Source organism: Gilliamella sp. W8123, from assembly GCF_016101085.1.
GTDB lineage: Bacteria > Pseudomonadota > Gammaproteobacteria > Enterobacterales > Orbaceae > Gilliamella > Gilliamella apis.
Window position 1 is genome coordinate 155,768 of record NZ_JACFRE010000005.1, and the last position, 25,105, is coordinate 180,872.

Annotated in this window: 20 protein-coding genes and 1 tRNA gene; 12 read left to right on the forward strand and 9 right to left on the reverse strand. The window is 35.2% G+C overall.

Annotated features, from left to right (window positions below; translation table 11 throughout):
• Positions 1-38: 38 nt before the first annotated feature.
• On the reverse strand, positions 39-1,328 hold the full coding sequence (locus tag H3T56_RS07805) for an NAD(P)/FAD-dependent oxidoreductase (protein WP_198192455.1): 1,290 nt from the start codon (positions 1,326-1,328) through the stop codon (positions 39-41).
• 335 nt (positions 1,329-1,663) lie between these two features.
• Here H3T56_RS07805 and H3T56_RS07810 point away from each other — a divergent pair, with 335 nt between their 5' ends.
• The 5 genes from H3T56_RS07810 to rraA all read left to right on the forward strand — a co-directional run bounded on the left by H3T56_RS07810 (position 1,664) and on the right by rraA (position 6,513).
• Positions 1,664-2,635 carry an HlyD family secretion protein gene (locus tag H3T56_RS07810; RefSeq protein WP_086357103.1) on the forward strand — a complete coding sequence of 324 codons (972 nt, stop codon included), beginning with the start codon at positions 1,664-1,666 and terminating at the stop codon, positions 2,633-2,635.
• Entirely contained in the window at positions 2,617-3,756 is a 1,140-nt protein-coding gene (locus H3T56_RS07815) for an ABC transporter permease (protein WP_198192458.1), read from the forward strand. The genes H3T56_RS07810 and H3T56_RS07815 overlap by 19 nt, the downstream gene beginning before the upstream one ends.
• A 14-nt stretch (positions 3,757-3,770) precedes the next feature.
• Positions 3,771-4,958, forward strand: coding sequence for an ABC transporter permease (locus tag H3T56_RS07820; RefSeq protein WP_065579103.1), 1,188 nt, complete (start codon positions 3,771-3,773; stop codon positions 4,956-4,958).
• Between the two features lie 71 nt (positions 4,959-5,029).
• Positions 5,030-5,932, forward strand: coding sequence for a 1,4-dihydroxy-2-naphthoate polyprenyltransferase (locus H3T56_RS07825; RefSeq protein WP_198192459.1), 903 nt, complete (start codon positions 5,030-5,032; stop codon positions 5,930-5,932).
• Positions 5,933-6,021: 89 nt separating this feature from the next.
• Positions 6,022-6,513, forward strand: a complete 492-nt coding sequence (gene rraA, locus H3T56_RS07830; protein WP_065579104.1) for a ribonuclease E activity regulator RraA — start codon at positions 6,022-6,024, stop codon at positions 6,511-6,513.
• A gap of 100 nt (positions 6,514-6,613) precedes the next feature.
• Here the strand turns inward: rraA and dprA are convergent, their stop codons facing one another.
• Positions 6,614-7,714, reverse strand: a complete 1,101-nt coding sequence (gene dprA, locus H3T56_RS07835) for a DNA-processing protein DprA (protein WP_198192461.1) — start codon at positions 7,712-7,714, stop codon at positions 6,614-6,616.
• 158 nt (positions 7,715-7,872) lie between these two features.
• On the opposite strand from dprA, the gene def reads away from it, so the two are divergent.
• Positions 7,873-8,385 carry a peptide deformylase gene (gene def / locus H3T56_RS07840; protein WP_034903137.1) on the forward strand — a complete coding sequence of 171 codons (513 nt, stop codon included), beginning with the start codon at positions 7,873-7,875 and terminating at the stop codon, positions 8,383-8,385.
• Positions 8,386-8,430: 45 nt separating this feature from the next.
• Here def and grpE read toward each other — a convergent pair whose 3' ends face one another.
• The gene (gene grpE / locus H3T56_RS07845) at positions 8,431-9,015 is read right to left on the reverse strand and encodes a nucleotide exchange factor GrpE (protein ID WP_065652041.1); all 585 of its coding nucleotides are present in this window, start codon (positions 9,013-9,015) and stop codon (positions 8,431-8,433) included.
• Between the two features lie 154 nt (positions 9,016-9,169).
• On the opposite strand from grpE, the gene nadK reads away from it, so the two are divergent.
• Complete coding sequence (gene nadK / locus H3T56_RS07850) at positions 9,170-10,048, forward strand: NAD(+) kinase (RefSeq protein WP_198192463.1); 879 nt, start codon at positions 9,170-9,172, stop codon at positions 10,046-10,048.
• Positions 10,049-10,112: 64 nt separating this feature from the next.
• Here the strand turns inward: nadK and H3T56_RS07855 are convergent, their stop codons facing one another.
• Entirely contained in the window at positions 10,113-10,610 is a 498-nt protein-coding gene (locus tag H3T56_RS07855) for a phosphatidylglycerophosphatase A (RefSeq protein ID WP_086361481.1), read from the reverse strand.
• Between the two features lie 93 nt (positions 10,611-10,703).
• The gene (gene argF / locus H3T56_RS07860; protein WP_198192465.1) at positions 10,704-11,711 is read right to left on the reverse strand and encodes an ornithine carbamoyltransferase; all 1,008 of its coding nucleotides are present in this window, start codon (positions 11,709-11,711) and stop codon (positions 10,704-10,706) included.
• Between the two features lie 269 nt (positions 11,712-11,980).
• Between argF and carA the strand changes: the two genes are divergently transcribed.
• Both carA and carB read left to right on the forward strand, forming a co-directional pair.
• The gene (gene carA / locus H3T56_RS07865) at positions 11,981-13,141 is read left to right on the forward strand and encodes a glutamine-hydrolyzing carbamoyl-phosphate synthase small subunit (protein WP_198192467.1); all 1,161 of its coding nucleotides are present in this window, start codon (positions 11,981-11,983) and stop codon (positions 13,139-13,141) included.
• Between the two features lies 1 nt (position 13,142).
• Positions 13,143-16,358 (forward strand): carbamoyl-phosphate synthase large subunit, encoded by a 3,216-nt coding sequence (gene carB / locus H3T56_RS07870; protein WP_198192469.1) that lies wholly within the window; start codon positions 13,143-13,145, stop codon positions 16,356-16,358.
• Positions 16,359-16,417: 59 nt separating this feature from the next.
• On the opposite strand, the gene H3T56_RS07875 is transcribed toward carB, so the two are convergent.
• On the reverse strand, positions 16,418-16,837 hold the full coding sequence (locus H3T56_RS07875) for a GFA family protein (protein ID WP_025316813.1): 420 nt from the start codon (positions 16,835-16,837) through the stop codon (positions 16,418-16,420).
• Between the two features lie 294 nt (positions 16,838-17,131).
• On the opposite strand from H3T56_RS07875, the gene H3T56_RS07880 reads away from it, so the two are divergent.
• Entirely contained in the window at positions 17,132-18,298 is a 1,167-nt protein-coding gene (locus H3T56_RS07880) for a glycosyltransferase N-terminal domain-containing protein (protein ID WP_198192470.1), read from the forward strand.
• Between the two features lie 274 nt (positions 18,299-18,572).
• Positions 18,573-18,649, forward strand: a tRNA-Met gene (locus H3T56_RS07885).
• A 43-nt stretch (positions 18,650-18,692) separates the two neighbouring features.
• Here H3T56_RS07885 and metF read toward each other — a convergent pair.
• From metF to H3T56_RS07900, 3 genes are all read right to left on the reverse strand, one after another.
• Entirely contained in the window at positions 18,693-19,568 is an 876-nt protein-coding gene (gene metF / locus H3T56_RS07890) for a methylenetetrahydrofolate reductase [NAD(P)H] (RefSeq protein ID WP_198192472.1), read from the reverse strand.
• A 109-nt stretch (positions 19,569-19,677) separates the two neighbouring features.
• On the reverse strand, positions 19,678-21,951 hold the full coding sequence (gene metE, locus H3T56_RS07895; RefSeq protein ID WP_086357115.1) for a 5-methyltetrahydropteroyltriglutamate--homocysteine S-methyltransferase: 2,274 nt from the start codon (positions 21,949-21,951) through the stop codon (positions 19,678-19,680).
• Between the two features lie 646 nt (positions 21,952-22,597).
• Positions 22,598-23,149, reverse strand: a complete 552-nt coding sequence (locus H3T56_RS07900) for a DUF1440 domain-containing protein (RefSeq protein WP_065579115.1) — start codon at positions 23,147-23,149, stop codon at positions 22,598-22,600.
• A 366-nt stretch (positions 23,150-23,515) separates the two neighbouring features.
• Here H3T56_RS07900 and H3T56_RS07905 point away from each other — a divergent pair, with 366 nt between their 5' ends.
• The gene (locus tag H3T56_RS07905) at positions 23,516-24,868 is read left to right on the forward strand and encodes an Nramp family divalent metal transporter (protein ID WP_086357116.1); all 1,353 of its coding nucleotides are present in this window, start codon (positions 23,516-23,518) and stop codon (positions 24,866-24,868) included.
• Positions 24,869-25,105 lie beyond the last annotated feature (237 nt).

Here is a 25,105-nt window from a genome sequence, read left to right on the forward strand (position 1 = left end):
ATAAAATTTTTCAGTAGCTGTTAAATATTTTTTAGCAATTAATCACGATTACTAAAAATCGAAGTTGATTTGGTTTTATACATAAATTTGCTAGCACTGGCAAAACGAATAGTTTTAAAAATACCAAGTAAGCTTGCTTGATGCATACGATAGAGTAGTTTGTGGATCATTAAAGCGAAAAATCCTTTCACTCCCATTTCACTATTACCAATTAATTTGACTACACCTTCAGCGGTATCATGTAATGAAATCACAGTACCTTTATCAGTATATTTAAATGTTTTTAATGATTGGTTATTTAATAATCTAACGATATTTTCATAGCAAATTTTTGCCATTTGATGAGCTGCTTGAGCGGTAGGTGGTGAAGCATGACCATTGTCTTGCATTGCGTATGCGCAATCACCAATAACAAAAATACTGTCATCACGAGATGTTTGTAATGTTGGTTTTACCACTAATTGATTTGATCGGCTTGATTCTAGACCAGCAATCTCTTTTAAATAATCAGGCGCTTTAACGCCAGCAGTCCAAATCATCATATCGGCTTTAATGGTTTCGCCTCCTTTCGGATAAAATCCATCACTCTCGGCTTTAGTGATCATTGTATTGGTTAATACATGAATCCCTTGTTTTTTTAGTGTGTTAGTAATACTAGCTGCGGTTTTTTCTGGTAAAGCCGGTAAAATACGATCGGTTGCTTCAATAACTGAAACATCTAACAGATCGGAACACATTTTATTTCGACCGCAAGCACCAAACGTTTCCACCATATGAGGTAGTTCAGAAGCTAATTCAACTCCTGTCGCACCACCGCCAACGATAGCAATATGAATTTTATCTTCTTTTTTGGATTGATCGTCATCAATGATCGAACAAAAACCAGTAAATTTATTAATTAAAGTTTCACGTAGGCGAATAGCGGCATTTTGGTCATCTAAAAAGATACAATGTTCTTTCACACCAGGGGTACCAAAGTCATTAGATGTGCTACCAATAGCGATAACCAAAATATCATAATCAACAAGAACAGTTTCATCGTTATGATTGATAATGCTAATTTGCTTTTGGTTGCGATCAAGGTTGGTGAAGGTACCTTGAGTAAATTCGAAATTATGCTGTTGTCCTTGCGATGCATAATAAATATTATCAACTTGCTCATCAAGTACACCAGTTGCTACTTCATGTAATAGTGGTTTCCATAAATGATAACTGTTTTTATCAATTAAGGTAATTTGAGCTTTATCAGTTTTGCCTAATTTATCGCCTAGGTCGGTAGCAAGCTCTAAACCGCCAGCACCACCGCCAATAATAATTATTTTTTGCATATTTTAAGCCTTATTATTTCAATTAAAAAATATCATACTAAATAAGTAGGTTTTTATCTATTTCTTTTGACTGATAACATTTATAAATAAAATCTATTAAAATGATGGTTTACAATTATTGAAATTTATTTAAGGCTAAAATAGAATAATCTGTAATATAGTTGTAAATAATTCCTTCTAATTGTTATTTGAGCATAAAATATAGCTTTGATTGTTTAAATTCAGCACGATATCCCATGATATAATATTTGTAATTGAAGTATGCTAATTCTTTATTACATACAATTATCCTAATTATTTAGGTCTTATCTGATACTTATTAATCTAAAAAATATATGAATAAAAAAATTTTTATTGTAATTGCATTGATTGTTATTTTAATTTCAATGACGATTTTAATTCGTGCTCATAGTAGCCAGCTAATTTTGCAAGGTGAAGTGGATGCACCTAATGTTAGCATTTCCTCAAAAGCAAAGGGGCGAGTGCAGACTATACATGTCAATCGAGGTGATGATGTTAAGCAAAATGACATCTTAATTACACTCGATAGTCCTGAATTGTTAGCGCAAGTTAAAGCCGCTGAAGCAGCCAGAGAGCAAGCACAAGCACAAGTGCAACTTTCTCAAAATGGTACTCGTGAAGAGAGTATTCGTTATTATGAAGCATTACTTGAACAAGCTAAAGTTGCTTACGATAACGCCTCTAAAGAATACAATCGGAACAAAGCGATTTCGGCCAAAGGCTTCGTCTCTCAATCAATATTAGATAGTGCGCTAAAAACTCGCGATGCGGCTTATCAACAAGTGTTGTCAGCTCAAGCTAATTTAGATCAAGCCAAAAATGGCGATCGGGTTGAACAACGAGAAATCTATAATGCTAAATTAAAAGAAGCCGAAGAACAGCTTAAACAACTACAGATCCAATACGATGATTTGCAAGTTAAAGCGCCAGTAGATGGGGAAGTAGGTTCAATTCCTGCTGAAGTTGGCGAGCTATTTAATCCTAATAGTCCACTATTAACGGTTATTCGCTTACCGCAAGCTTATTTTGTGTTTAATCTGCGTGAAAATATTATGCCTAATATTCACAAAGGTGATCATGTTAAGCTGGAAGTTCCTGCGCTTGGTAATAAAGAAATTGAAGCTGAAATTCGTTTTATTGCACCAATGGGAGATTATGCTACTAAACGGGCAACGCGAGCGACTGGTGATTTTGATTTAAAAACGTTTGAAATTAGACTTTATCCAACTAAACCTGTAGAAGGCTTACGTGCAGGTATGAGTACATTATGGAAAATCGACGACTAATTTTAGACTTCTGGCATCGCTTTAAAGACGCATTTAACGATGAAATCCCAGATATATTTAAGCGCTTTACTTTTCACTGGTTAATGTGGATTTTACCGCTGATTATCTTTGTGATCATCAGTAGTATCTTTTATCGCGGTGTATTATTTGATCTGCCAGTAGGCTATGTCGATCAAGATAAAAGTATTTTATCTCGTGAAATTGTTCGCGATCTTAATGCTGGTGCGCATGCAAATTTATTCAATTATGATAATCAGCTTGAGAGCGCAGAACGAGATTTAGAAAAAGCAAAAATCTACGCTATTTTATATATTCCACCGAATTTTGAAGCTGATGTGTTAGCGGGTCGTCAACCAACGCCGATGCTCTATTATAATGCTTTATACTATAGTGCCGGCCTCTATTCTATAATGGATTATTCAGGTTTAATAGCCTCATTAAACACTCAATATCGTACCACAATGGCGACGAGTATTGGTTTGCCGGTACCGAAACTTGCACAAGTTAATTTCAATTATGATGGGCTATTTAATGCCAGTGGTAACTCAATGTACTTTCAGCAGTTTTCTGCAGTGGTACATTTATTACAATTGTTTGTTGTAACGACAACTATTTATATTTTATCAAAATTACCTAAACGAACTCGACCTAATTATCCGTTTGTTTTGGGTAAATTAGCACCTTATACCATTTGGTATACTATGTTATTAATGTTTGAAATTGCAATGCTGGTGTTATTTTCTGATGCTCGGGTATCAGGTTCGCCATTCGCCATGATGCTGGTGGTGTTTTTTTATGTGATTGCAGCACAAAGTATCGGTATTTTACTTTATACGTTTACCAAAAATGTATTAGATGCCTATACCTATATTGGGGTATTAGTTGGATTGGCATTAACTTATTCGGGGGTAGTTGTGCCAGAACTGTCAATGCCGTGGATAGCGAGATTTATTTCGTCACTTGAACCTTTAACCTATGCGCTTAATAAATTATTCGATCTATTTTTACGGCATTCTAGTTATCTATCCGTATTGAAAACCTGCGCTATTTTAATGATCTATCCAATAATTATTACAGTATTAGTAAGAAAACGTTTAGTCAAACGTTTACATTCACAGTAAGAGGCAATGTTGGCATGCTTAAGCTATTTCTATCTTCAGCAGTAAAAATGTTTTTTTATATGCTAATGCGACCAATGTGGCTGTTGCTGTTAGTGTCTGTCTCGTTAATGAGTTTAGTCTATGTAAATGGTACCATCACCAATTTGCCGGTTGCGATTGTTGATCAAGATCATACTACCACCAGTCGAAGTCTGATTCGTTCTTTAAATACCAGTTCCAAAATTGATGTGCTTACTTATGAAAATTCATTGCAAGCCTACGATGATATTAACAGCCGTAAGTTATTTGCGGTGTTCACCATTCCACGGGATTTTGAAAAGCGACTATTGAATGGTGAGGATGTGACAATCCCAGCTTATGGTGATGCCTCTAGCCGTTTAGCAAATGGTCTGATACAGGTGGATATTAGAGGAATATATCAACAAATATTGACCGAATATAATACGCGGGTGATGCGGAATAGTGGTTTTTCTGATCCACAGATTAATATCATCTTATCACCAATTAAAGGGCAAACTATGCCGCTTTATAATGCTGGTATCAGTTTTGCGGCGATAACGTTTCCTGGTTTGTTAGTTATGTTATTGCAACATACCTTTTTAATAGCTTCAACACGAACTAATCTAACTTTGCATTCACTGCCACAAGGCAAACCGCCAAAAATTGTCATATTTGGTAGCTTGTGTGGTCTTATTCCGATATGGTTATTTTTGTCTTTAGTCCTGTTTGGATTATGGCCATGGGTGCTTGGTTATCGGCAATTAGCTAGCATACCAGCGATTTTGGTGATGACATTTCCGCTATTATTAGGAGTATTAGGCTTAAGTAAATTACTGACTGAATGTTTACATCGAACCGAGATGATTTATTTAACTTTAGCTTTTTTGACAACACCGGTATTTTATCTATCCGGTACCATATGGCCACTTGATGCCATGCCGTTATGGGTACAAACGGTATCACGGATGTTACCATCAACTTGGGCAACCAATATGATTGCTGGAGTAAATCAGATGGGATTAGGTTTATCAGATAATTTATTTAATATCTTTATGATTCTATTTCTTGGTGCAATTTATGGTTCGTTAGGCTTTTTTATTGCTGCATTACGAGAGGGTAAAGTCAGAGGATACATCAGAAAAATAAAGAAATTTATGCATTCCAATAATAAAAAAATTGATAATAAACCATCAATTAGTTAGTGCTAATGGATGAATATACTATCAATTACTGATATGATGAATGATTGATTTTTTCGCAAAAAAACAGTTATATGGCCAATAAATGTTATCCATGGATTATTAGTTTACGTCCGAAAACATTAGCTTTATCGTTTTCTGCTATTTTGTTGGGCAATGCGCTTGCCTATTGGCAACACTCTTTTGATCTAATAATTATGTTGTTAGCAATGATTACTGCAGCGCTGTTACAAATTTTATCAAATTTAGCCAACGATTATGGTGATGCGGTTAAAGGTGGCGATAAACACAATTTAATCGGCCATCAACGTGGTTTACAGCTAGGTCTAATCACTCTTAATCAGTTAAAAATAGCTATCTGGATCACCATTATATTGTGTGTTTGCTCAGGATTGACTCTACTTTGGTTAGCCTGTAATAACGCTTATCAATTATTAATTTTTATCTTATTAGGTTTATCTTCAATCATCGCAGCAATTACTTATACCGTCGGTAAAAAACCTTATGGCTATATTGGCTTAGGTGATCTATCGGTGTTAATCTTCTTTGGCTTAGTTGGTGTGATGGGCAGTTATTATTTACAGACTAAAACTTTATCAGCATCAATCGTTTTTCCTGCAATAGCTAGTGGTTTGTTGGCTGTGGGAGTGCTAAATATTAATAATTTGCGTGATTATGAAAGTGATAAACAACATCATAAACGGACTTTGATTGTGCTGATTGGCAAAACTTATGGTTGTTGTTATCAGTTAGTTTTATTAATTGTATCATTATGTTTTTTTGGTTTATTTGCTTATCAACAGTTACATACTTATTGCAGTGGTATCTTTTTATTAACATTGCCGTTGTATCTCAAACATATGTACATGGTGTTTAAATTTAATACGAATAAAGACGCTGTACCACTATTAGTACAAATGGTCAAACTTGCTTTATTGACTAATTTACTTTATTGTTTAGGTATTATTTTGAGCTAGCTCACGTTTATTCCAAATTTATATCGTTTTACTTCATATTAGCGTTATACTAGAACCGAATAGATATTACAGTATAAGGAGACTCGACCATGGAATTTGATACATCAATTCTTTGCGATTACTACCCAGAAGATGTGAACGTTGTCGAACCGATATTTAGTAACTTTGGTGGTGTGGCTTCATTTTCTGGCCAAGCTGTCACCGTGAAATGTTTTGAAGATAACGGCATTTTGTACGAAGTGTTACAATCCAATGGTGCTGGGAAAGTATTGGTTATTGATGGCGGTGGTTCGGTGCGTCGAGCATTGATAGATGCCGAATTAATTGATATTGCCCTACAAAACCAATGGGAAGGTATCATTGTTTATGGAGCGGTGCGCCAAGTTGATTATATCGCCGATGCTGAAATTGGAGTGCAAGCACTAGCGGCAATTCCTGTCGGCTCTGATGATCAAGGTGTTGGTGAAATAGATATTCGCGTTAACTTTGGTGGCGTGACGTTCTTCTCTGGCGACTTTATCTATGCTGATAATACTGGCATTATCTTATCTGAAATTGCACTTGAAGTAGACGATAAATAACTTGGTTATTCTTTTTAGTTATTCTTTTTAAGGAACCGCAGTATCTTTACAGCGGTTTTTTATGTTGAAAAACCCCGTTCCTCAATTTTTTCTGATAATTTTATATCGTGCGGTTACGAATATAGCCTCCGGTGACGGTGATAATTAAGCCAGCTATTTCCATATCTAATAATTTAATGGTTAACTCAGGAATGGGTAAATCAACTAGCGTAGCGATTGTATCAACAGCAATAGGCTGATGATGAATAACAGCAAAAATTTCTGGATATAAAACGGTATTACTCTCTTTGTTTTCATGATTATTCTGTCGATTAAGTGATGATAAAAAGCCACTATAATGTTCTAAAATATCGGTTGGTTTGGTAACCAGATAAGCGCCTTGTTGGATTAAATAATGGCTTCCATGGCTATTTGGATTATCAATATCACCCGGCAAAGCAAAAACATCACGATTTTGTTCAAGCGCATAACGAGCAGTAATAAGTGATCCACTTTTTTCCGATGCCTCAACCACAAATGTCCCTAAACTTAATCCACTAATAATACGATTGCGGCGCGGAAAGTATTCGGATCTTGCTTTTTCAAATGGATAAAATTCTGAAATGATAGCCCCATTTTGTGACAAAATATCATTGGCTAATCTAACATTTGAACGTGGCGAAATTTGCGCTAAACCGCTACCCAAAACAGCAATAGTATTTCCTGATACCTCAAGTGCACCGCGATGGCAAATAGCGTCCAACCCGAGGGCCAGTCCGCTAGTCACTGTTAAACCATTAATGGCTAATTCGCCAGCAAAATATCGTCCCCATTGTGCACCATACTCACTAAATTCACGACTACCTACCATCGCAATTTGTGGTGAATGTAATAGTTGTTTATTTCCCATTACAAATAGCAATAACGGTGGTGAACTGATTTGTTTAAGTAATGTTGGATAATCTGAATCACAATAAGCAATCAAATGTTTAGCCGGGGTAGTGGTAGCTAACCAATCAAGGATGGGTTCAAAATGAAGATAGGAAATCGCAAAAAAATGACTTTGAAGTGTTTTACAAATGCCTATCTTTTCCAATAATAATGGAACATTATTTATTTTATTAGGTAGACCGGAGCTAAAATATAGCCCTATTTTCTCAAAATATCCCATTCTTTTATGGCCAAGCATTGAAATTCGCAATAAAAATTCATATTTACTCATTACAGCCCTTTTATATACATCTTTCGCTTGAACCATATCTAGAATTGATTAGATATATTTTATCAATAGCCAACTAAGGCTATTCATGGGCATAATAAATGTTTACAATGTATACGAAATTGAGAAAACACCAAATTGAGGAGTAGATCGAAGAATTTATGGCTATTTTACCGGTATTACGTTTCCCAGACGAACGACTTCGCAAAGTTGCTAAGCCTGTCTCTAATTTTACACCTGAGCTACAAGAAATTATCGATAATATGGTTGAAACCATGTACGCTGAACATGGCATTGGGCTTGCTGCAACGCAAGTTGATGTGCATGAGCAAATTATTGTGATTGACGTGTCAGAAGATAAAAGCCAACTTTATGTGATTATTAATCCTGAAGTGATTAGTCAAGAGGGTGAAACAGGCATTGAAGAAGGATGCTTATCGATACCTGACTGCCGTGGATTTGTGCCAAGATCAGAAAAAATCAAGATTAAAGCGTTAGATCGTAATGGTAATCCTTACGAAATCGATGCTGATGAACTGTTAGCCATCTGTATTCAGCATGAAATGGATCATTTAAAAGGTAAACTGTTTGTTGATTATCTCTCACCATTAAAACGGCAACGTATTGAACAAAAGATGAAAAAACTAGCTCGTGAAGAGCAAAAGAATCGATAGTAAAAACCGCCACTAATTTGGCGGTTTTTACTATATAGCCTAACGTTATTTAGCTACAATCACCATTGCTGGTCGAATTAATCGGCCATTAAGTGTATAGCCTTTTTGAATAGTATTAACAATTTGTCCTGATTGATGTTCTGGTGATTCAACCATACTAATTGCTTGATGCAGATCAGGATTTAGCTGTGAATCAGCTGTATTGATAACTTCAATACCAAATTTTTTGACCGTATCTAAAAATGATTTAAGAGTTAACTCTAATCCTTCTACCGTTGCTTTATGTTCAGGATTATTTTTATCAGTAGATTCTAATGCCCGCTCAAGATTATCAATCACCGGTAAAAGTTCATTTGAGAATTTTTCAAGAGCAAATTTACGTGCTTTATCAACATCTTGTTCAACACGTTTGCGTACATTATCAATTTCAGCACGAGCACGAATCATTGCTTCACTCTCGTTTTTCTTAGCAAGTTGCAGTGCTTGTTCAAGTTCGCTAATGCGAGCATCTTTAGCCTTTAACTGATCTTCAACACTTGGTTGTAATGGGCTTTGCTCTTCAGTACTTTGCTCAGTTGGGGTTTCAATGTTTGTTTCATTTTCTGACATATTGTTCTCTTGTTCTGTCATACGGTACTCCAAATTTAGTCGAAAACTTAGTGAATAACAGTTATTATGGGGACAAATTTTATTATTACAAGTTTAACGATAAGATGATATCGTGTTTTTTAATTGATAACTAAAAAATAATGATACTTAAGTCAAAAATGAACAAGGATATTTTATGGGTAGACCATTTAAATGTATTGGTTTGGTTGGGATTCCACGTAAATTAGAGGCGATAGAAACTCATCAGGTACTTTATGACTGGCTAGTTAACTTGGGTATTGCTGTTTTAGTAGAAGATCGATTAGCGCAATATATTAAATTACCTAGCAATGTCTATGCGTCTCTCGATACTATCGGTGAACAAGCTGATTTAGCTATTGTGGTGGGTGGTGACGGCAATATGTTACGTTCCGCTCGTCACTTATCACACTATAAAATCAAAGTAATTGGGGTGAATCGAGGTAATTTAGGATTTTTAACTGATATTTCTCATGATCATGTCATCGAACAATTAACCCCAGTTATCAAAGGTGAATATGATGATGATCCTCGATTTTTGCTGGAAGTATCAATCTATAGTGATGGTCAGTTAATTAATTCTGGTTTTGCGATAAATGAAATAGTGGTTACCCCCAATACGGTTGCTCATATGATCGATTATGATGTGTATATCAATGAGCGTAATGCATTTTCGCAGCGTGCTGATGGTTTAATTATTGCCACACCGACTGGTTCTACCGCGTACTCACTATCGGCCGGTGGTCCAATTCTTGCACCACATTTAGATGCGTTAATTATTACACCAATGTTTCCACACTCTTTGGCAGTTAGACCTTTAGTGATTAAGAGTGATGATCCGATTCATCTTAAATTTCCAACTACCGCTTTGGATCTTAATATTGCTTGTGATAGCCAAATTATTTTACCGGTTAGGCCAACCCAAGATGTGATAATCCGTCGCTCCAATTATGAATTTAATCTAATCCATACTAAAGACTATGATTATTTTAATAATTTATCGAGTAAGTTAGGTTGGTCACAAAAAATGTTTTAAGGGTTGCTATGCTAAGTAACTCTTATTTTCATATTGAAATTATCATTTAAAGATAGATTTATCTTTAAATGATAAAGGTTAACAGATAAACCGATAATGATGAGAAGATTGCGGCGATCACATCATCAACCATAATGCCAAATCCCCCTGGTACGCGTTTATCAAACCAACGGATTGGCCAAGGTTTGGCCATATCAAAGATTCTAAATGCGACAAACGCAATCGTTACCCATAAAATCGAAATCTGTGGAATAAAAAATAAAGTTATCCACATACCGACAAATTCATCCCATACTATATGCCCTGAATCATGGGTGTGGGTATCATCCGAGGTTTTTTGACATAAAAAACAACCAAAAATAAAGGCGACAACTATTAACACCCAATATAAATACGGTTGCAAACCATCAAATAGTAACCAAAGTGGAATAGCCATTGCTGATCCCATTGTGCCGGGCATAATAGGTGACATTCCCGATCCTAAACCCACCGCAAGTAAATGGATAGGATTTGTTAATTGGACATATTTTTTAAAGTCTCTATTTCGCTCTTGTTTTGTCATTATGATAAAAATCTTTTGATAAAATTATGCCGACATTAGGTCGGCAAAAAGTTGCTTAGCCAAGCCAAGCAATGATGATAATCAAATATATTATTAATCTTTAGCTAACGTTGCAACCATTACAGCTTTAATTGTATGCAAACGGTTTTCAGCTTCATCAAAAACGATGCTATGTTTAGATTCAAAGACTTCATCTGTCACTTCTAAACCATTTTTTAAACCATACTGAGCAGCCATTTGTTTGCCAACAGTGGTATTCATATCATGAAAAGCCGGTAAACAGTGCATAAATTTGACTTCTGGATTACCAGTTAAATTGATGACTTCCTGATTTACTTGATATGGTGTTAATAATTTGACTCGTTCGTCCCAAACTTCTTTTGGTTCGCCCATCGATACCCATACATCGGTATATAGAAAATCCACATCTTTAACACCATTAGCAACATCTTCCGTTAAAATGATTTTTGCGCCAGTGGTTTTGGCTATTTCTTGGCATTTTTGTACCAATTCTGCTTCTGGCTGACAAGCTTTAGGAGCCACTAAACGAATTTCCATGCCCATAAGTGCTGCACCTTCCATTAATGAGTTACCCATGTTATTACGAGCATCACCTAAATAAGCAAATTTAACACTGCTTAATGCTCGCTCACCAATATGTTCTTGCATGGTCATAAAATCAGCTAAAATTTGAGTTGGATGTGCTTCAGTGGTTAAACCATTCCAAACTGGAACATCAGAATATTTAGCTAAGGTTTCAACAATTTCTTGCCCATAGCCACGGTATTCAATGCCATCATACATTCTGCCTAATACTCGAGCGGTATCGGCAATCGACTCTTTGTGTCCGATTTGACTACCACTTGGCCCTAAATAGGTAACTTGTGCACCTTGATCAAATGCACCAACTTCAAATGCACAGCGAGTACGAGTTGAGTCTTTTTCAAAAATAAGCGCAATATTTTTACCAACTAAATGTTGTTTTTCAGTACCTTGTTTTTTGGCTTTTTTTAATTCAATAGCTAGATTAATTAATTGATTAATTTCTGCTGGAGTAAAGTCAAGTAAACGTAAAAAATGACGTTGATAAAAACCGTGCATACAGAGCTCCTAATAGCCGTAAAAAATTATTAAGATTCTATTTGAATAATTATGCAATTTCAAGTTAAACATTTCATATTTATGTGATATTAGTTTTAAATTATGAAATAGTCTAAAAAATTAGACTTTATTGTTTAATTATTTTTTATAATATCGCTTTTTTTGTTTAAAAAATTGTAATAAAATGACTAAATATTGTCTCTTTAGAAAATAATTAATTGAATTTTTATTCATAGTTATTGATTATTTAATCAAAAGGTCGTTTAATCATGCAAACTTATGCCCTCCTTATTTTACAAGATGGTTCGCAATTTATTGGTAAATCAATTGGTGCTGATGGTCAGACTGTTGGTGAAGTTGTGTTTAATACTTCTATGACAGGGTATCAAGAAATTCTTACCGATCCTTCATACTGTGAACAAATAGTGACATTAACTTATCCGCATATTGGTAATGTTGGTACCAATAGTGCTGATGATGAATCAACACAAGTTTATGCAAAAGGATTGATTATTCGAGATTTACCATTAATCGCAAGTAATTATCGTAGCGAAATGGATCTTTCAAGTTATTTAAAAAAACATAATGTGATTGCTATTGCTGATATTGATACACGTGGTTTAACACGTATTTTACGTGAAAAAGGGGCACAACATGGCGTGATTATTACCGCAAATGATAAACAGACTTTACTTGATAAAGCAGAAAATGCCAAACAGCAGGCAGTAGAATATAAGGGTTTAAGTGGTTTAGATCTGGCTCAAGATGTGACGTGCAGTAAAAGTTATACATGGACCAGCAGTATATGGACAATTCAACAAGAGCATCCAACTCCAAAAGCAGAAAGTGAATTACCTTATCATGTTGTTGCTTATGACTTTGGTGTTAAACAAAATATTTTACGGATGTTAGTTGCGCGTGGATGTAAGTTAACTGTTGTTCCCGCTAAAACGCCAGCAAATGAAGTGCTGGCACTGAATCCGGATGGTATCTTTTTATCAAATGGTCCAGGAGATCCGGCGCCTTGTACTTATGCCATTGAAGCGATTAAGCAGTTTCTGACTACCGATATTCCTGTTTTTGGTATCTGTTTGGGGCACCAATTGTTAGCGCTAGCCTGTGGTGCTAAAACGATCAAAATGAAATTTGGTCATCATGGTGGTAATCATCCTGTTAAGGATCTAGAAAATAATCGTGTCATGATTACCGCGCAAAATCACGGATTTGCTGTCGATGAGAACACCTTGCCAGCACATTTACGCGCCACACACAAATCGTTATTCGATGGTTCATTACAAGGTATCCATCACAATCAAAAACCAGCATTTAGTTTTCAGGGCCATCCAGAGGCAAGTCCTGGGCCTCATGATGCTGCGCCACTTTTTGATCACTTTATTGAATTAATTAAAATTTATAAGCAGGAGCAATAACATGGCTAAGCGAACAGATATTAAAAGTATTCTAATTATTGGCGCAGGGCCAATCGTTATCGGTCAAGCTTGTGAATTTGATTATTCCGGTGCTCAGGCATGTAAAGCATTACGTGAAGAGGGCTATCGAGTTATTTTAGTTAACTCGAATCCGGCAACCATTATGACCGATTCAGAAATGGCTGATGCTACCTATATTGAGCCTATCCACTGGACATGTGTGCGTAAAATTATTGAGAAAGAGCGACCTGATGCCATTTTACCGACAATGGGGGGGCAAACGGCATTAAATTGTGCATTAGAGCTTGAAAAACAGGGTGTATTAAAAGAGTTTAATGTTGAAATGATCGGTGCTACTGCCGATGCGATTGATAAAGCGGAAGATCGCAAACGCTTTGATCAGGCGATGAAAAAAATTGGTCTTGATACAGCTCGTTCTGGTATTGCTCACTCATTAACAGAGGCTTATGCGGTACTAGAACAAGTCGGATTTCCTTGTATTATTCGTCCTTCTTTTACAATGGGGGGAACCGGTGGCGGTATAGCATACAATCAAGAAGAATTTGAGGAAATATGTACTCGAGGCCTTGATTTATCGCCGACTAATGAATTACTTATTGATGAATCATTGATTGGATGGAAAGAGTATGAAATGGAGGTCGTGCGGGATAAAAACGATAATTGTATTATTGTTTGTTCGATTGAAAATTTCGATCCTATGGGGATCCATACTGGCGATTCAATCACGGTTGCACCGGCACAAACCTTAACAGATAAAGAGTATCAAATTATGCGTAATGCTTCAATTGCGGTATTACGTGAGATTGGCGTTGAAACTGGCGGTTCAAACGTGCAATTTTCGGTTGATCCACAAACGGGACGATTAATTGTCATTGAGATGAATCCTCGGGTATCTCGTTCTTCAGCGTTAGCATCTAAAGCAACTGGTTTTCCTATTGCTAAAATCGCGGCTAAATTAGCGGTTGGCTATACACTTGATGAACTCTGCAATGATATTACTGGCGGTAAAACGCCTGCTTCTTTCGAACCGTCTATTGATTATGTCGTTACTAAAATACCACGTTTTAATTTTGAAAAATTTGCTGGTTGTAATGATCGCTTAACCACGCAAATGAAATCGGTGGGTGAAGTGATGGCCATTGGCCGAACATTCCAAGAATCGATGCAAAAAGCACTACGAGGGCTAGAGGTTGGCGCCAGTGGGTTGGACGAAAAAATCGATGATTATAGTGATGAAAAGAATCTAACTAAAATTCGTTATGAATTGCAGGAAGCTGGTAGTGAGCGTATTTGGTATCTAGCTGATGCGTTTCGTGCTGGTTTCACGCTGGATGAAATCTTTTTATTAACCCATATTGATCGTTGGTTCTTAGTACAAATTGAAGAGTTAGTGCAAATAGAAAATCGCTTAAAGCAACAAACCATTAATGATCTTGATCAAGAGGCATTATGGCAACTTAAACGTAAAGGCTTTTCGGATCTTCGTATTGCTAAACTGCTTAATACTCAAGAACAAGCCGTGCGAGATCTGCGCGTACAATATGATATTCACCCAGTTTATAAACGTGTGGATACCTGTGCAGCCGAGTTTTCAACCGATACAGCCTATCTTTACTCAACATATGAACAAGAGTGTGAGGCCAACCCACAATTTAATCGTAAAAAGATTATGATTTTGGGCGGTGGGCCTAATCGTATTGGACAAGGCATTGAATTTGATTACTGCTGTGTACATGCTGCTTTAGCTTTACGCGAAGACGGCTTTGAAACCATTATGGTAAATTGCAATCCCGAAACGGTTTCAACCGATTATGATACTTCCGATCGACTCTATTTTGAGCCAGTTACCCTTGAAGATGTGCTTGAAATTGCCCACGTTGAAAAACCTGATGGCGTGATAGTGCAGTATGGTGGACAAACTCCGCTGAAATTGGCGCGGGCTCTTGAAGCTGCCGGAATTCCAATTATTGGTACTTCACCTGATGCCATAGACAGAGCCGAAGATCGCAAACGCTTTCAAGAAGTAGTTGATAAATTAAAATTAAAACAGCCTGTTAATGCCACCGTAACCGATATTGATGAAGCGGTAATCAAGGCAGAGCAAATCGGTTATCCACTTGTGGTGCGTCCATCTTATGTATTAGGCGGACGAGCAATGGAAATTGTATACAATGAACAAGATTTACGACGCTACTTTAAAACCGCAGTAAGTGAATCCAATAATGCGCCAGTACTACTTGACCACTTTTTAGATGATGCCATTGAGGTGGATATTGATGTGATTGCCGATGGCGAGCAAATCGTTATTGGTGGCATTATGGAACATATTGAACAAGCGGGTATTCACTCTGGCGATTCCGCTTGTTCACTGCCAACTCATACCTTAAGCCCTGAAATTTTAGCTGAACTGCGAAAACAAGCGAAACAATTGGCGTTTGAACTTAATGTAAAAGGTTTAATGAATGGGCAATTTGCTGTAAAAGATAATCAAGTTTATCTAATTGAAATTAATCCGCGTGCAGCCCGTACGGTGCCATTTGTTTCGAAAGCCACAGGGTTACCATTGGCCAAAATTGCAGCTCGGGTGATGACAGGAAAATCGCTGGCACAACAGAATGTGATTAAAGAAGTGCTGCCTCCTTATTACTCAGTTAAAGAAGTGGTATTACCATTTAATAAGTTTAGTGGTGTCGATCCTATTTTAGGCCCTGAAATGCGCTCAACCGGTGAAGTCATGGGAATTGGTAAAACGTTCGCCGAAGCCTTTGCCAAAGCACAACTTGGCAGCTTGTCGAATATGAAAAAATCCGGCAAAGCATTACTTTCTATTCGTGAACAAGATAAACCACGTTTATTAGAAGTTGCTAAACGATTAATCGCTCATGGATTTAGTATTGATGCTACACTTGGCACAGCAAAAGCATTGCAACAAGCAGGAATTGCCTGTCAAATTGTCAAGAAAGAAAATGAAGGTCGGCCAAATATTCATGATCATATCAAAAATGGTGAATACAGTTATATTCTTAACACAACCTCAGGGCGAGCTGCCATTGAAGCCTCTAAAATCCTGCGCCGTAGTGCTATTCAATATAAAGTCCATTACGATACCACTATGAATGCTGCTTATGCCACAACATCAGCACTGGATTACGATCCTGCTCACAGTGTGATACCATTACAGGCACTTTATCAATAACCAAAAAGACGAGCAATGCTCGTCTTTTTTTATAAATAGATTAAATTATAATTTATTTTTTAAGCCTTTCCTTCAGCCATTGCTAAAATATCTGCTTCAGTTAATTTGTGAGTCTGATTAGCAAACGCATAGCAAGTTGGTTTTTTATCAATAAAGACTTCAGCCGTGAATTTTAAATCCTTAATATCGTCAAAGATCCAAGCAGCAATATAATAATTTTGCGTACCTTTTAAATGATAATAAAGATGAGAGCCACACTCTTTACAAAATGCTCTTTCCGCCCATTGTGATGAGTTAAAATGGGTAACGTTCTCTTGTCCTTCTATCGTTAAATCACCACTGTGCGCTAAAGTCATTAAAGGTCCAGCACTCCATTTACGACAAGTTTGGCAATGGCATGCACTAAAATCCGTATTAGCAAACGGCACAGATAATTTAACTTTACCGCATAAACAAGATCCATGATATTGAGTAGACATATTTTTTCCCTTTTCCAGTTAAATAAACATTATGTAATTTTAATGATGTTAGCATAATGGTAATTAAACCATAAAATAAAATTTTGTTAAAATATTCAGTCTAATAAATCGGTAAAATAAAGAATAAGTGTAATCTAATAAGTTTAATAAAATGTTATCATTGGTTATTTTTTATAACTAACTCCAAAAATGAAAAAAATATTTAAGGTTTGTTTATTCGCTATCGTGCAACTTATTTTGTTCTCGTTACCACTCATTGCTATTTACTCTTTTTTCAAAGGATGTAGGCAAAAAGTGAGTTTAAAAGATAACTTGAGGCATATCGGTCAGCACTATTTTCTAGGATTTCTATTTTCTAAACCTAACGTAAATAGTTGCATTATGATTCATGCTATTTCATTAGGTGAAGCAGACGCTGCAATTAACTTAATTAACTCTTTTCAACCACAAATTAGACAAAAAATTATTCTTACCGTCACAACAATTCAGGCTTATAAAAAATTAACTAACCAACCAAATGATATAACAATAGTATATTTTCCTTTCGATTCTTTAGTTCATCAAAGTTTATTTATCCACCATTTCAATATTAGAAAAGCAATAATTATTGAGCATGATTTTTGGCCTAATTTTCTTGCTACAATGGATCTACTTAACCGGGAAATCATTTTACTCAACGGGCATTTTTCAGATAAAACCATTAATCGTTTAAACAATCGCTATTATCAAGCGTTACTGTTTTCTCCGATAAAAAAAGTGTTTGTACAAACTGCCGAGCTTAAAACAAAAATGCTACCTGTAATGCCTAATGTTTCTATTTCGGTAACACCAAGTTATAAACTCCCTTTAAATACCACAGTTTTAGATATTAAAAATATAAACAGTGAAAGAAAAATAATCACTCTTTCAAATTTCCATCCTGAAGAACTTAATACAGTATCTGAGCTGTTAGCTAAATTGGTTAAATTAGATTATAAAATTATACTTGTACCTAGACATATACATCTATTTGATAATTTGATAAAAAAATTGGAAGAAGCGTATCAAAATCGCTTTGCTGTTATAACGCAATGGAATAATGCTGACAATATCACTGCGGATATTACTTTTGTAAAAAGTTATGGTGTGCTCAGTAAAATTTATTCATTATCTCATGCAACCATCGTTTTTGGCTCTTTTGATCCGAGTTTGAAAGGACACAGTTTATTTGAACCCATTTTATATGGCTCTATGGTTTATTACGGTCCTTATTTTTCTTCTCAACAATATATGGATGAATTTTTACGTCGTATCATTACCAATATAAAACATGATACAGACTCGATAGAACAACAGATAAAACATCTATCAACACATGACAGAATTGATATCTACAACAAATTTATGGTGAATATCGAAAATGAGAAACACATTTTAATTAATCATTTTAAAGAAATAGAGCAATGGATTAAAAATAATTAAAGTGATTTTGTAAAAATTATTCAGGAGTGTATACCGTTTCAGCATTTAAATTACTTTTATTTATAAATAATGCCTTATTAATCGTTTTAATCACACTAAATTTAAGCTAATCAGTAAACTTAGTTAAGTAGAATTTTGTAAAAAATATCCACAAGCAGATTCCATTTAGTATATAAATTGTCTTTATTTGTTAAGGAATGTGTAAAAAAAAGACAGTTAGACTAGTAAGGTATTGCTTTATTATTTTATTGATATAATATAGCCACCTCTTTGACGCGGGGTGGAGCAGCTTGGTAGCTCGTCGGGCTCATAACCCGAAGGTCGTTGGTTCAAATCCAGCCCCCGCAACCAATTCTACCAAACCTTTCTCATATTCTTACAAACAACTAAATAATTACGCTGATTTTGGCACCGCAAGTAATGTTGATACCGCTTCGCTAATGCGTCTAGCAATGTAACTATTGTTCATTGTATATAAATGGATACCATCAACATTTTGTGAGACTAAATCAACAATCTGATCGATAGCATAAGCAATACCTGCATCACGAAATGCATCAGGGTGATGTTCATATTTTTCCATCATCTGTTTGAACTTTTTAGGTAAATTTACGCCACACATTGAAACCATTCGTTCAATCTGATTTTTATTAGTAACTGGCATAATACCTGCTTCAATTGGTACATTAATATCCATGTCATGTGCTTTATCTAAAAAGGCATAAAAATAATCATTATCAAAAAATAGTTGTGAAATTAGCTGATCGGTACCGGCATTTACTTTTTCTTTTAGATGGATTAAATCTTGTTTAAGCGTCGTTGCTTCAAGATGCCCTTCTGGATAGCATGCGCCAATAACATTAAAATCGCCGTTTTCTTTAATAAAGGTGACTAATTCGCTAGCAAAACGAAAATCATCTTTTGGTGGTACATTGGGGCTGATATCACCACGTAATGCTAATACATTATCAATTCCGGCACATTTGAGGTCGTGAAGAATTTTTAGCATTTCGGCTTTGTCGAAGTTGATCCCCGGTAAATGGGCGACACTTTCAATACTATAAGTATGTTTAACCGAATGTGCAATATCAATTGTAGTTTGGCCATTTAAGCTACCACCAGCACCATAAGTGACACTAATAAAGTCAGGTTTAAAATAACCTAATTCGCGTAATGTGCTATAAATTGTCTCTAATGGTGACGTTTTTTTAGGTGGAAAAACCTCAAAGGAAAATACTGTTTTTTGGTTAAATAATAAATTTGTTTTCATTGGTACCATCCATTCTTGCTATCTTTTTTACTCTACTGACATTACCGCCGCCTATAAAGGCGGCGGTAATTAAGACAGACAAAGCTAATTAACTTTATAAAAAACAGTGTTAATTAAGAGTCTTTCTCACTTCTAAGGTTGCTTGAACTAGATGTTCTAAGCTTTCAACTACTTCTTTTTCACCGCGAGTTTTTAAACCACAGTCTGGATTAATCCACAATTTTTGCTTATCAATTTTAGCCACTAATTTTTCAATGGTTGCTTTGATTTCAGCTACTGGTGGTACACGCGGAGAGTGGATATCATATACACCTGGTCCAACTTCTGTTTTGAAGTTATTCGCTTTAAGTACATCAATTAATTGTAGATTTGAGCGTGATGCTTCAAATGAAATAACATCAGCATCCATCGCATCGATATCTTTGATGATGTCAGCAAATTCGCTATAACACATATGAGTATGAATTTGGGTATCAGCTTGTACTTTGCTGTGAACCAATCTAAATGCTGGAATTGCCCAATCTAGATATTCACTATTCCAATCAGCTTTACGTAATGGTAATTTTTCTTTTAATGCCGCTTCGTCAATTTGGATGACTTTAATGCCAGCCGCTTCAAGATCTAATACTTCATCACTGATCGCTAAACCAATTTGGAATACTGATTCTTTTTGTGAGATATCTTCACGTGGGAATGACCAGTTTAAGATAGTCACAGGGCCGGTTAACATGCCTTTAACTGGTTTATCAGTTAAACTTTGCGCATATTTTGAATATTCAACCGTAATTGGTTTAGAACGGGAAATATCACCCCAAACAATTGGTGGCTTAACGCAACGCGTACCATAAGATTGTACCCATGCTTTTTCAGTAAAGACAAAACCATTTAAGCTTTCACCGAAGTATTCCACCATGTCATTACGTTCAAATTCACCGTGAACTAATACATCAATACCGATCTCTTCTTGCAGTTTGATACATTCAGCTATTTTTTTCTTATTAAATTCAGTGTATTCATTTAGGCAAATTTCGCCTTTTTTGAATTTTGCACGATTTAAACGTACATCTGGTGTTTGTGGGAATGAACCAATAGTTGTAGTAGGTAATAATGGCAGATTAAAGGCTTTTTTCTGAGCAGCTTCACGCACCGAAAATTCAGGTAAACGAGTAAAATCAGACTCTTTCAGTGCCGCCACTTTTTGACGAACTGTTTGGTTAGCCCCTTCACGTTCACGGGTAAACAGAGTTTGGTTAGCTTTGTAAGCGGCATTATTATCTGGATTTGCTTCATTAAGTAATTGGCCTAATTCAGCAAGCTCTTGTAGTTTTTCTTGAGCGAAAGCAAAATAAGCACGTTGTTGAATAGTTAATTTAGTCTCATTTTGTAATGTATAAGGTACATGCAATAATGAGCATGAAGTATTCACCACAACGTTTGCAGCTTTTTGTTTAATTTTAGCTAATAATGTTAAGGTTTTTTTGTAATCATTTTTCCAAATATTTTTACCATTAACGACACCTGCAAATAATACTTTTTCAGCAGGGAAGCCATTATTTTCAAGTAAGGCTAAAGTTTGTTTACCTTCAACAAAATCAAGACCAACACCATCAAAAGGTAATGCAACAAGTTCTTTATAACAGTCACGTACATCACCAAAATAAGTTTGTAATACGACTTTCGTTTTACCTTTAACAGATAAAATAGCTTGATAAATTTCGTTAAATAACTCGATATCTTGTTGAGTAAGATCAGTCACTAAAATTGGCTCGTCAATTTGAATCCAATCAGCGCCAAGAGCAGTGAATTTTTGAATGATTTCTTGATAAGCTTTAATAATATCAGCTTTAAAATCAACTAATTGCTTTCTACCTAAGTATTGAGCTAATTTGAAAAAGGTTAAAGCACCAATGATAACCGGTTTCGTTTGAATGCCGAGTTCTTTGGCTTCTTGGTATTCATCAAATGGTTTGCTACTGGCAATTTTTATTTCTAGTGAATCTTCGATTTCAGGAACAAGATAGTGATAATTGGTATTGAACCATTTTTTCATAGCTAATGCACGAACATCACCTTTATCGCCTTGATAACCACGAGCCATAGCAAAATAACGATCGAGTTCAGGTAAACCTAAATCTTGATAACGTTTTGGTACAACATTTAGTAAACATGCTGTGTCTAGAACTGCATCATAAAATGAGAAGTCATTTGATGATATAAATGCTATTTTTTGAGCAGCTTGTTGATTTAAATGTTCTGCACGTAGCGCTTTTGCTTCACTTAATAGCTCCGCTTGAGTTTTATTTCCTTTAAAATAAGCTTCGGTAGCAAATTTTAATTCACGAAGCTTACCAACACGTGGATATCCAATAACAGCAGTATTCATTTTATTTTCCTTTCATTTCATCGCAGTTCTTTAGTAGCTAAAAAGATAACAAAAAAAATTGCTATTGAATAATTCCAGTTTTTTATGGATTGATATAGCTTTTAACTATATCAAAATAATCTAGCATTTTCAGTAAACCCAAAATTAAGTATATTTATTTACTAAATGGATATAGGATAAGAAGAAATTCTAGATCATGATCAGTAATAGTTACTATGTGTATTATTCTTTATTTAATTTACTTTCTTGAACTTACATTGATCTGTCCATCATTAGGTAATGACCATAGCGGTGTTATGACGGTTCAGTCGATTTTGAACTTTTTTATTATGGTTTTTTTCTTGTTTAACTGCATTGTCAATATTCTGTATTGCCTATTTAAGTCACGTAAACATTGGTTTGATTATACTGCGGTTGGACTATTGTTTGCGGTTATTATTTTTATTCCGGTAAATAATTTTATGGTGGAAAAGACAAAGGAAGCTCGTCGATCGCACCGGGTTGAGCGACAACTTAATGATATAAATGCGGAGAGAGTAGAGAAGATTAATCTAAATATTTTACAAAAATGATTAATAATTAATTTTTATAGTTAAGATTCAAAACCCTCCTACCTTGATTGGGATAGAAGGGGAGTAAACAATATTTATTTTCGCCATTCGCCTCGGATTGGCCTGGAAAAGTGCGCTAGTACTGCAATCATACAGATCTCGATAGAAACACCCCAATAAATATGGCCTAAAATTTCACTCCATAATTCATAGCCATTTAAATTCCACAACCAACCAATTGTTCCTTCTGGTGCGTAAGCAGGATGGCGGAAACCTAATAAAGGAATAAAAAATCCGTGCATGACAACGGTAATAATTAATCCATAAAATGCCCCATACCAAAGTCGGATTTTATTCCAAAAATAAGCAATAAATACATAAACAAAAGCAAAAGCGAAACTGAATAACCAATGATAAAGCGTGACTGCACCCAAAACATTGGTTCCTTGATAAATATAATCAAGAGAATGAGAATTAATGCCTAACCAACCAAGCCAAGCATCAATATGTGCCGCTGGTGGCGAAATTTCACCGGGAACTCGAGGAGGCATATTAACTTCAGATCCCCATTTGACTAATGAACTGATAAAACCACCAATAATTGTTGTCCAGATGATAATTTGACGATTTGTTTTATTTCCAAACATTGAAGTTATTCCTTACTATATTTAATAGAATTGAAATTAAATAGCCAATAATATAAATAAATTGTGTTCTATCTAAGTTCTACCTAAATTGGGTAGGACGTTTTATTGTATATTCGTTTAAAACAAAATTTGTTTGCTCAGCATTACTTTTGGGGTGGACTAATATAGCTTTAATCAGTCATAATGGATAGATGCCGACATACCGATTTATAGACTAATTACGGTTAAATAATATACGCTTTTAAATCTAAATAATACACATTATCCCGATCATAATTTTTAAAAACACCTAAAATGATTATTTTAATTGATAATGATTCTCATTATCATGTATAATGGCAATATATCAATTTTGAGGTTTTGATTATGTTGAAAATATCCACAGTAAGTTTAGAAGAGATCAATAATACTGTTCATATTCCCGATCCGAATGCGAGTTTTTTTCGAAAACTGTGGGCTTTTTCTGGTCCGGGGGCTTTAGTAGCGGTTGGTTATATGGATCCTGGGAATTGGATAACCTCAATTCAAGGTGGAGCTCTTTATAGTTATTTGTTGCTATCAGTGATATTAATTTCTAGCTTGATAGCCATGTTATTACAGGCCATGTGTGTCAAGATTGGCGTAGTCACCGGCATGGATCTTGCACAAGCAACTAAATCAATGGTGGGTAGAAAGGTAGCATTTTGCTTATGGATATCAACTGAATTAGCGATTATTGCCACAGAAATTGCCGAAGTAATTGGTAGTGCTGTTGCCTTAAACCTATTATTTGATATTCCATTATTAATTGGGGTTTTATTAACGGTATTTGATGTGGTTATTTTGTTAATTCTAATGCGGTTTGGTTTTAGAAAAATAGAAGCTATTGTTTTTTGTTTAATTGCGACAATATTTATTATCTTCACTTATGAAGTGTTAAGGGCATCTCCAGAATTCAGTGACATTATAAATGGTTTTATTCCTCGAACAGATATTTTTACTGCCTCAATTAAAGGGCATGATTCAGCATTAGTTATAGCATTAGGTATTGTTGGTGCGACTGTTATGCCACATAATTTATATCTACACTCTTCAATCGTTCAAACCAGAAAATATGACAGAAAGAATCGAACCAGCCTAAAAGATGCAATTAAATATGCCACCATTGATTCCAATATACAGTTATCCTTTTCGTTCATCATCAATTGTCTATTATTGATTCTTGGTGCCGCCCTTTTTTACGGCAATAATCCCGATGATCTTGGTCGATTTACACAGCTATATGATGCTTTGAAAGATCCACATATGGTTGGCCCGGTAGCCAGTTCGATTATGGCAACATTATTTGCTGTGGCATTACTGGCATCCGGTCAAAATGCAACAATTACTGGTACATTGACGGGGCAAATCGTTATGGAGGGATTTATCAATTTATCAATTCCTCTTTGGGCAAGACGAATAATTAGTCGTGGATTGGCGGTGACTCCGGTTATTTTATGTATTTATATTTGGGGAGATAAAGAAAATATTGTCGAAAATTTATTAATTTATACTCAAGTATTTTTGAGCATCGCTTTACCGATATCCATGGTGCCTTTAATTTGGGTCACTTCAAATAAAAAAATTATGCAGGAGTTTGTTAACAGTAAGTTAACTATTATTCTAGGCTGGATAGCAACTATTTCGTTAGTGATATTAAATTTACAACTAATTTATGAAGTGATTAGTTCATTATATTAACTAACTATATATCAACTTATATATCAACTAATGATTGCTCAAAACCATTGATTCAGTTGTTATCAATGGTTTATATTTTTTCTTATCAATTGATTACACACTTTTATTGATTTGCTCAGTTATTAAGCAAAAGGATCCGTTTTAAAAACTAGGTAAAATCTAGATAGCAACGTAATTCTAGTTAAAATAATAAAATTAAATCGTAATTTTATTTAAAAAGCTGTATTTATTTACAGT

What these genes read in the sequence shown, in the direction of transcription:
- rraA (WP_065579104.1), top strand. Translation starts at nt 6,022, where the DNA reads ATGGAATTTGATACATCAATTCTTTGCGATTACTACCCAGAAGATGTG.
- nadK (WP_198192463.1), top strand. Translation starts at nt 9,170, where the DNA reads ATGGGTAGACCATTTAAATGTATTGGTTTGGTTGGGATTCCACGTAAA.
- carB (WP_198192469.1), top strand. Translation starts at nt 13,143, where the DNA reads ATGGCTAAGCGAACAGATATTAAAAGTATTCTAATTATTGGCGCAGGG.
- H3T56_RS07815 (WP_198192458.1), top strand. Translation starts at nt 2,617, where the DNA reads ATGGAAAATCGACGACTAATTTTAGACTTCTGGCATCGCTTTAAAGAC.
- H3T56_RS07905 (WP_086357116.1), top strand. Translation starts at nt 23,516, where the DNA reads ATGTTGAAAATATCCACAGTAAGTTTAGAAGAGATCAATAATACTGTT.
- carA (WP_198192467.1), top strand. Translation starts at nt 11,981, where the DNA reads ATGCAAACTTATGCCCTCCTTATTTTACAAGATGGTTCGCAATTTATT.
- metF (WP_198192472.1), bottom strand. Translation starts at nt 19,568, where the DNA reads ATGAAAACAAATTTATTATTTAACCAAAAAACAGTATTTTCCTTTGAG.
- H3T56_RS07900 (WP_065579115.1), bottom strand. Translation starts at nt 23,149, where the DNA reads ATGTTTGGAAATAAAACAAATCGTCAAATTATCATCTGGACAACAATT.
- dprA (WP_198192461.1), bottom strand. Translation starts at nt 7,714, where the DNA reads ATGAGTAAATATGAATTTTTATTGCGAATTTCAATGCTTGGCCATAAA.
- metE (WP_086357115.1), bottom strand. Translation starts at nt 21,951, where the DNA reads ATGAATACTGCTGTTATTGGATATCCACGTGTTGGTAAGCTTCGTGAA.
- H3T56_RS07820 (WP_065579103.1), top strand. Translation starts at nt 3,771, where the DNA reads ATGCTTAAGCTATTTCTATCTTCAGCAGTAAAAATGTTTTTTTATATG.
- H3T56_RS07875 (WP_025316813.1), bottom strand. Translation starts at nt 16,837, where the DNA reads ATGTCTACTCAATATCATGGATCTTGTTTATGCGGTAAAGTTAAATTA.
- H3T56_RS07810 (WP_086357103.1), top strand. Translation starts at nt 1,664, where the DNA reads ATGAATAAAAAAATTTTTATTGTAATTGCATTGATTGTTATTTTAATT.
- H3T56_RS07805 (WP_198192455.1), bottom strand. Translation starts at nt 1,328, where the DNA reads ATGCAAAAAATAATTATTATTGGCGGTGGTGCTGGCGGTTTAGAGCTT.
- grpE (WP_065652041.1), bottom strand. Translation starts at nt 9,015, where the DNA reads ATGACAGAACAAGAGAACAATATGTCAGAAAATGAAACAAACATTGAA.
- def (WP_034903137.1), top strand. Translation starts at nt 7,873, where the DNA reads ATGGCTATTTTACCGGTATTACGTTTCCCAGACGAACGACTTCGCAAA.
- H3T56_RS07855 (WP_086361481.1), bottom strand. Translation starts at nt 10,610, where the DNA reads ATGACAAAACAAGAGCGAAATAGAGACTTTAAAAAATATGTCCAATTA.
- H3T56_RS07825 (WP_198192459.1), top strand. Translation starts at nt 5,030, where the DNA reads ATGGCCAATAAATGTTATCCATGGATTATTAGTTTACGTCCGAAAACA.
- argF (WP_198192465.1), bottom strand. Translation starts at nt 11,711, where the DNA reads ATGCACGGTTTTTATCAACGTCATTTTTTACGTTTACTTGACTTTACT.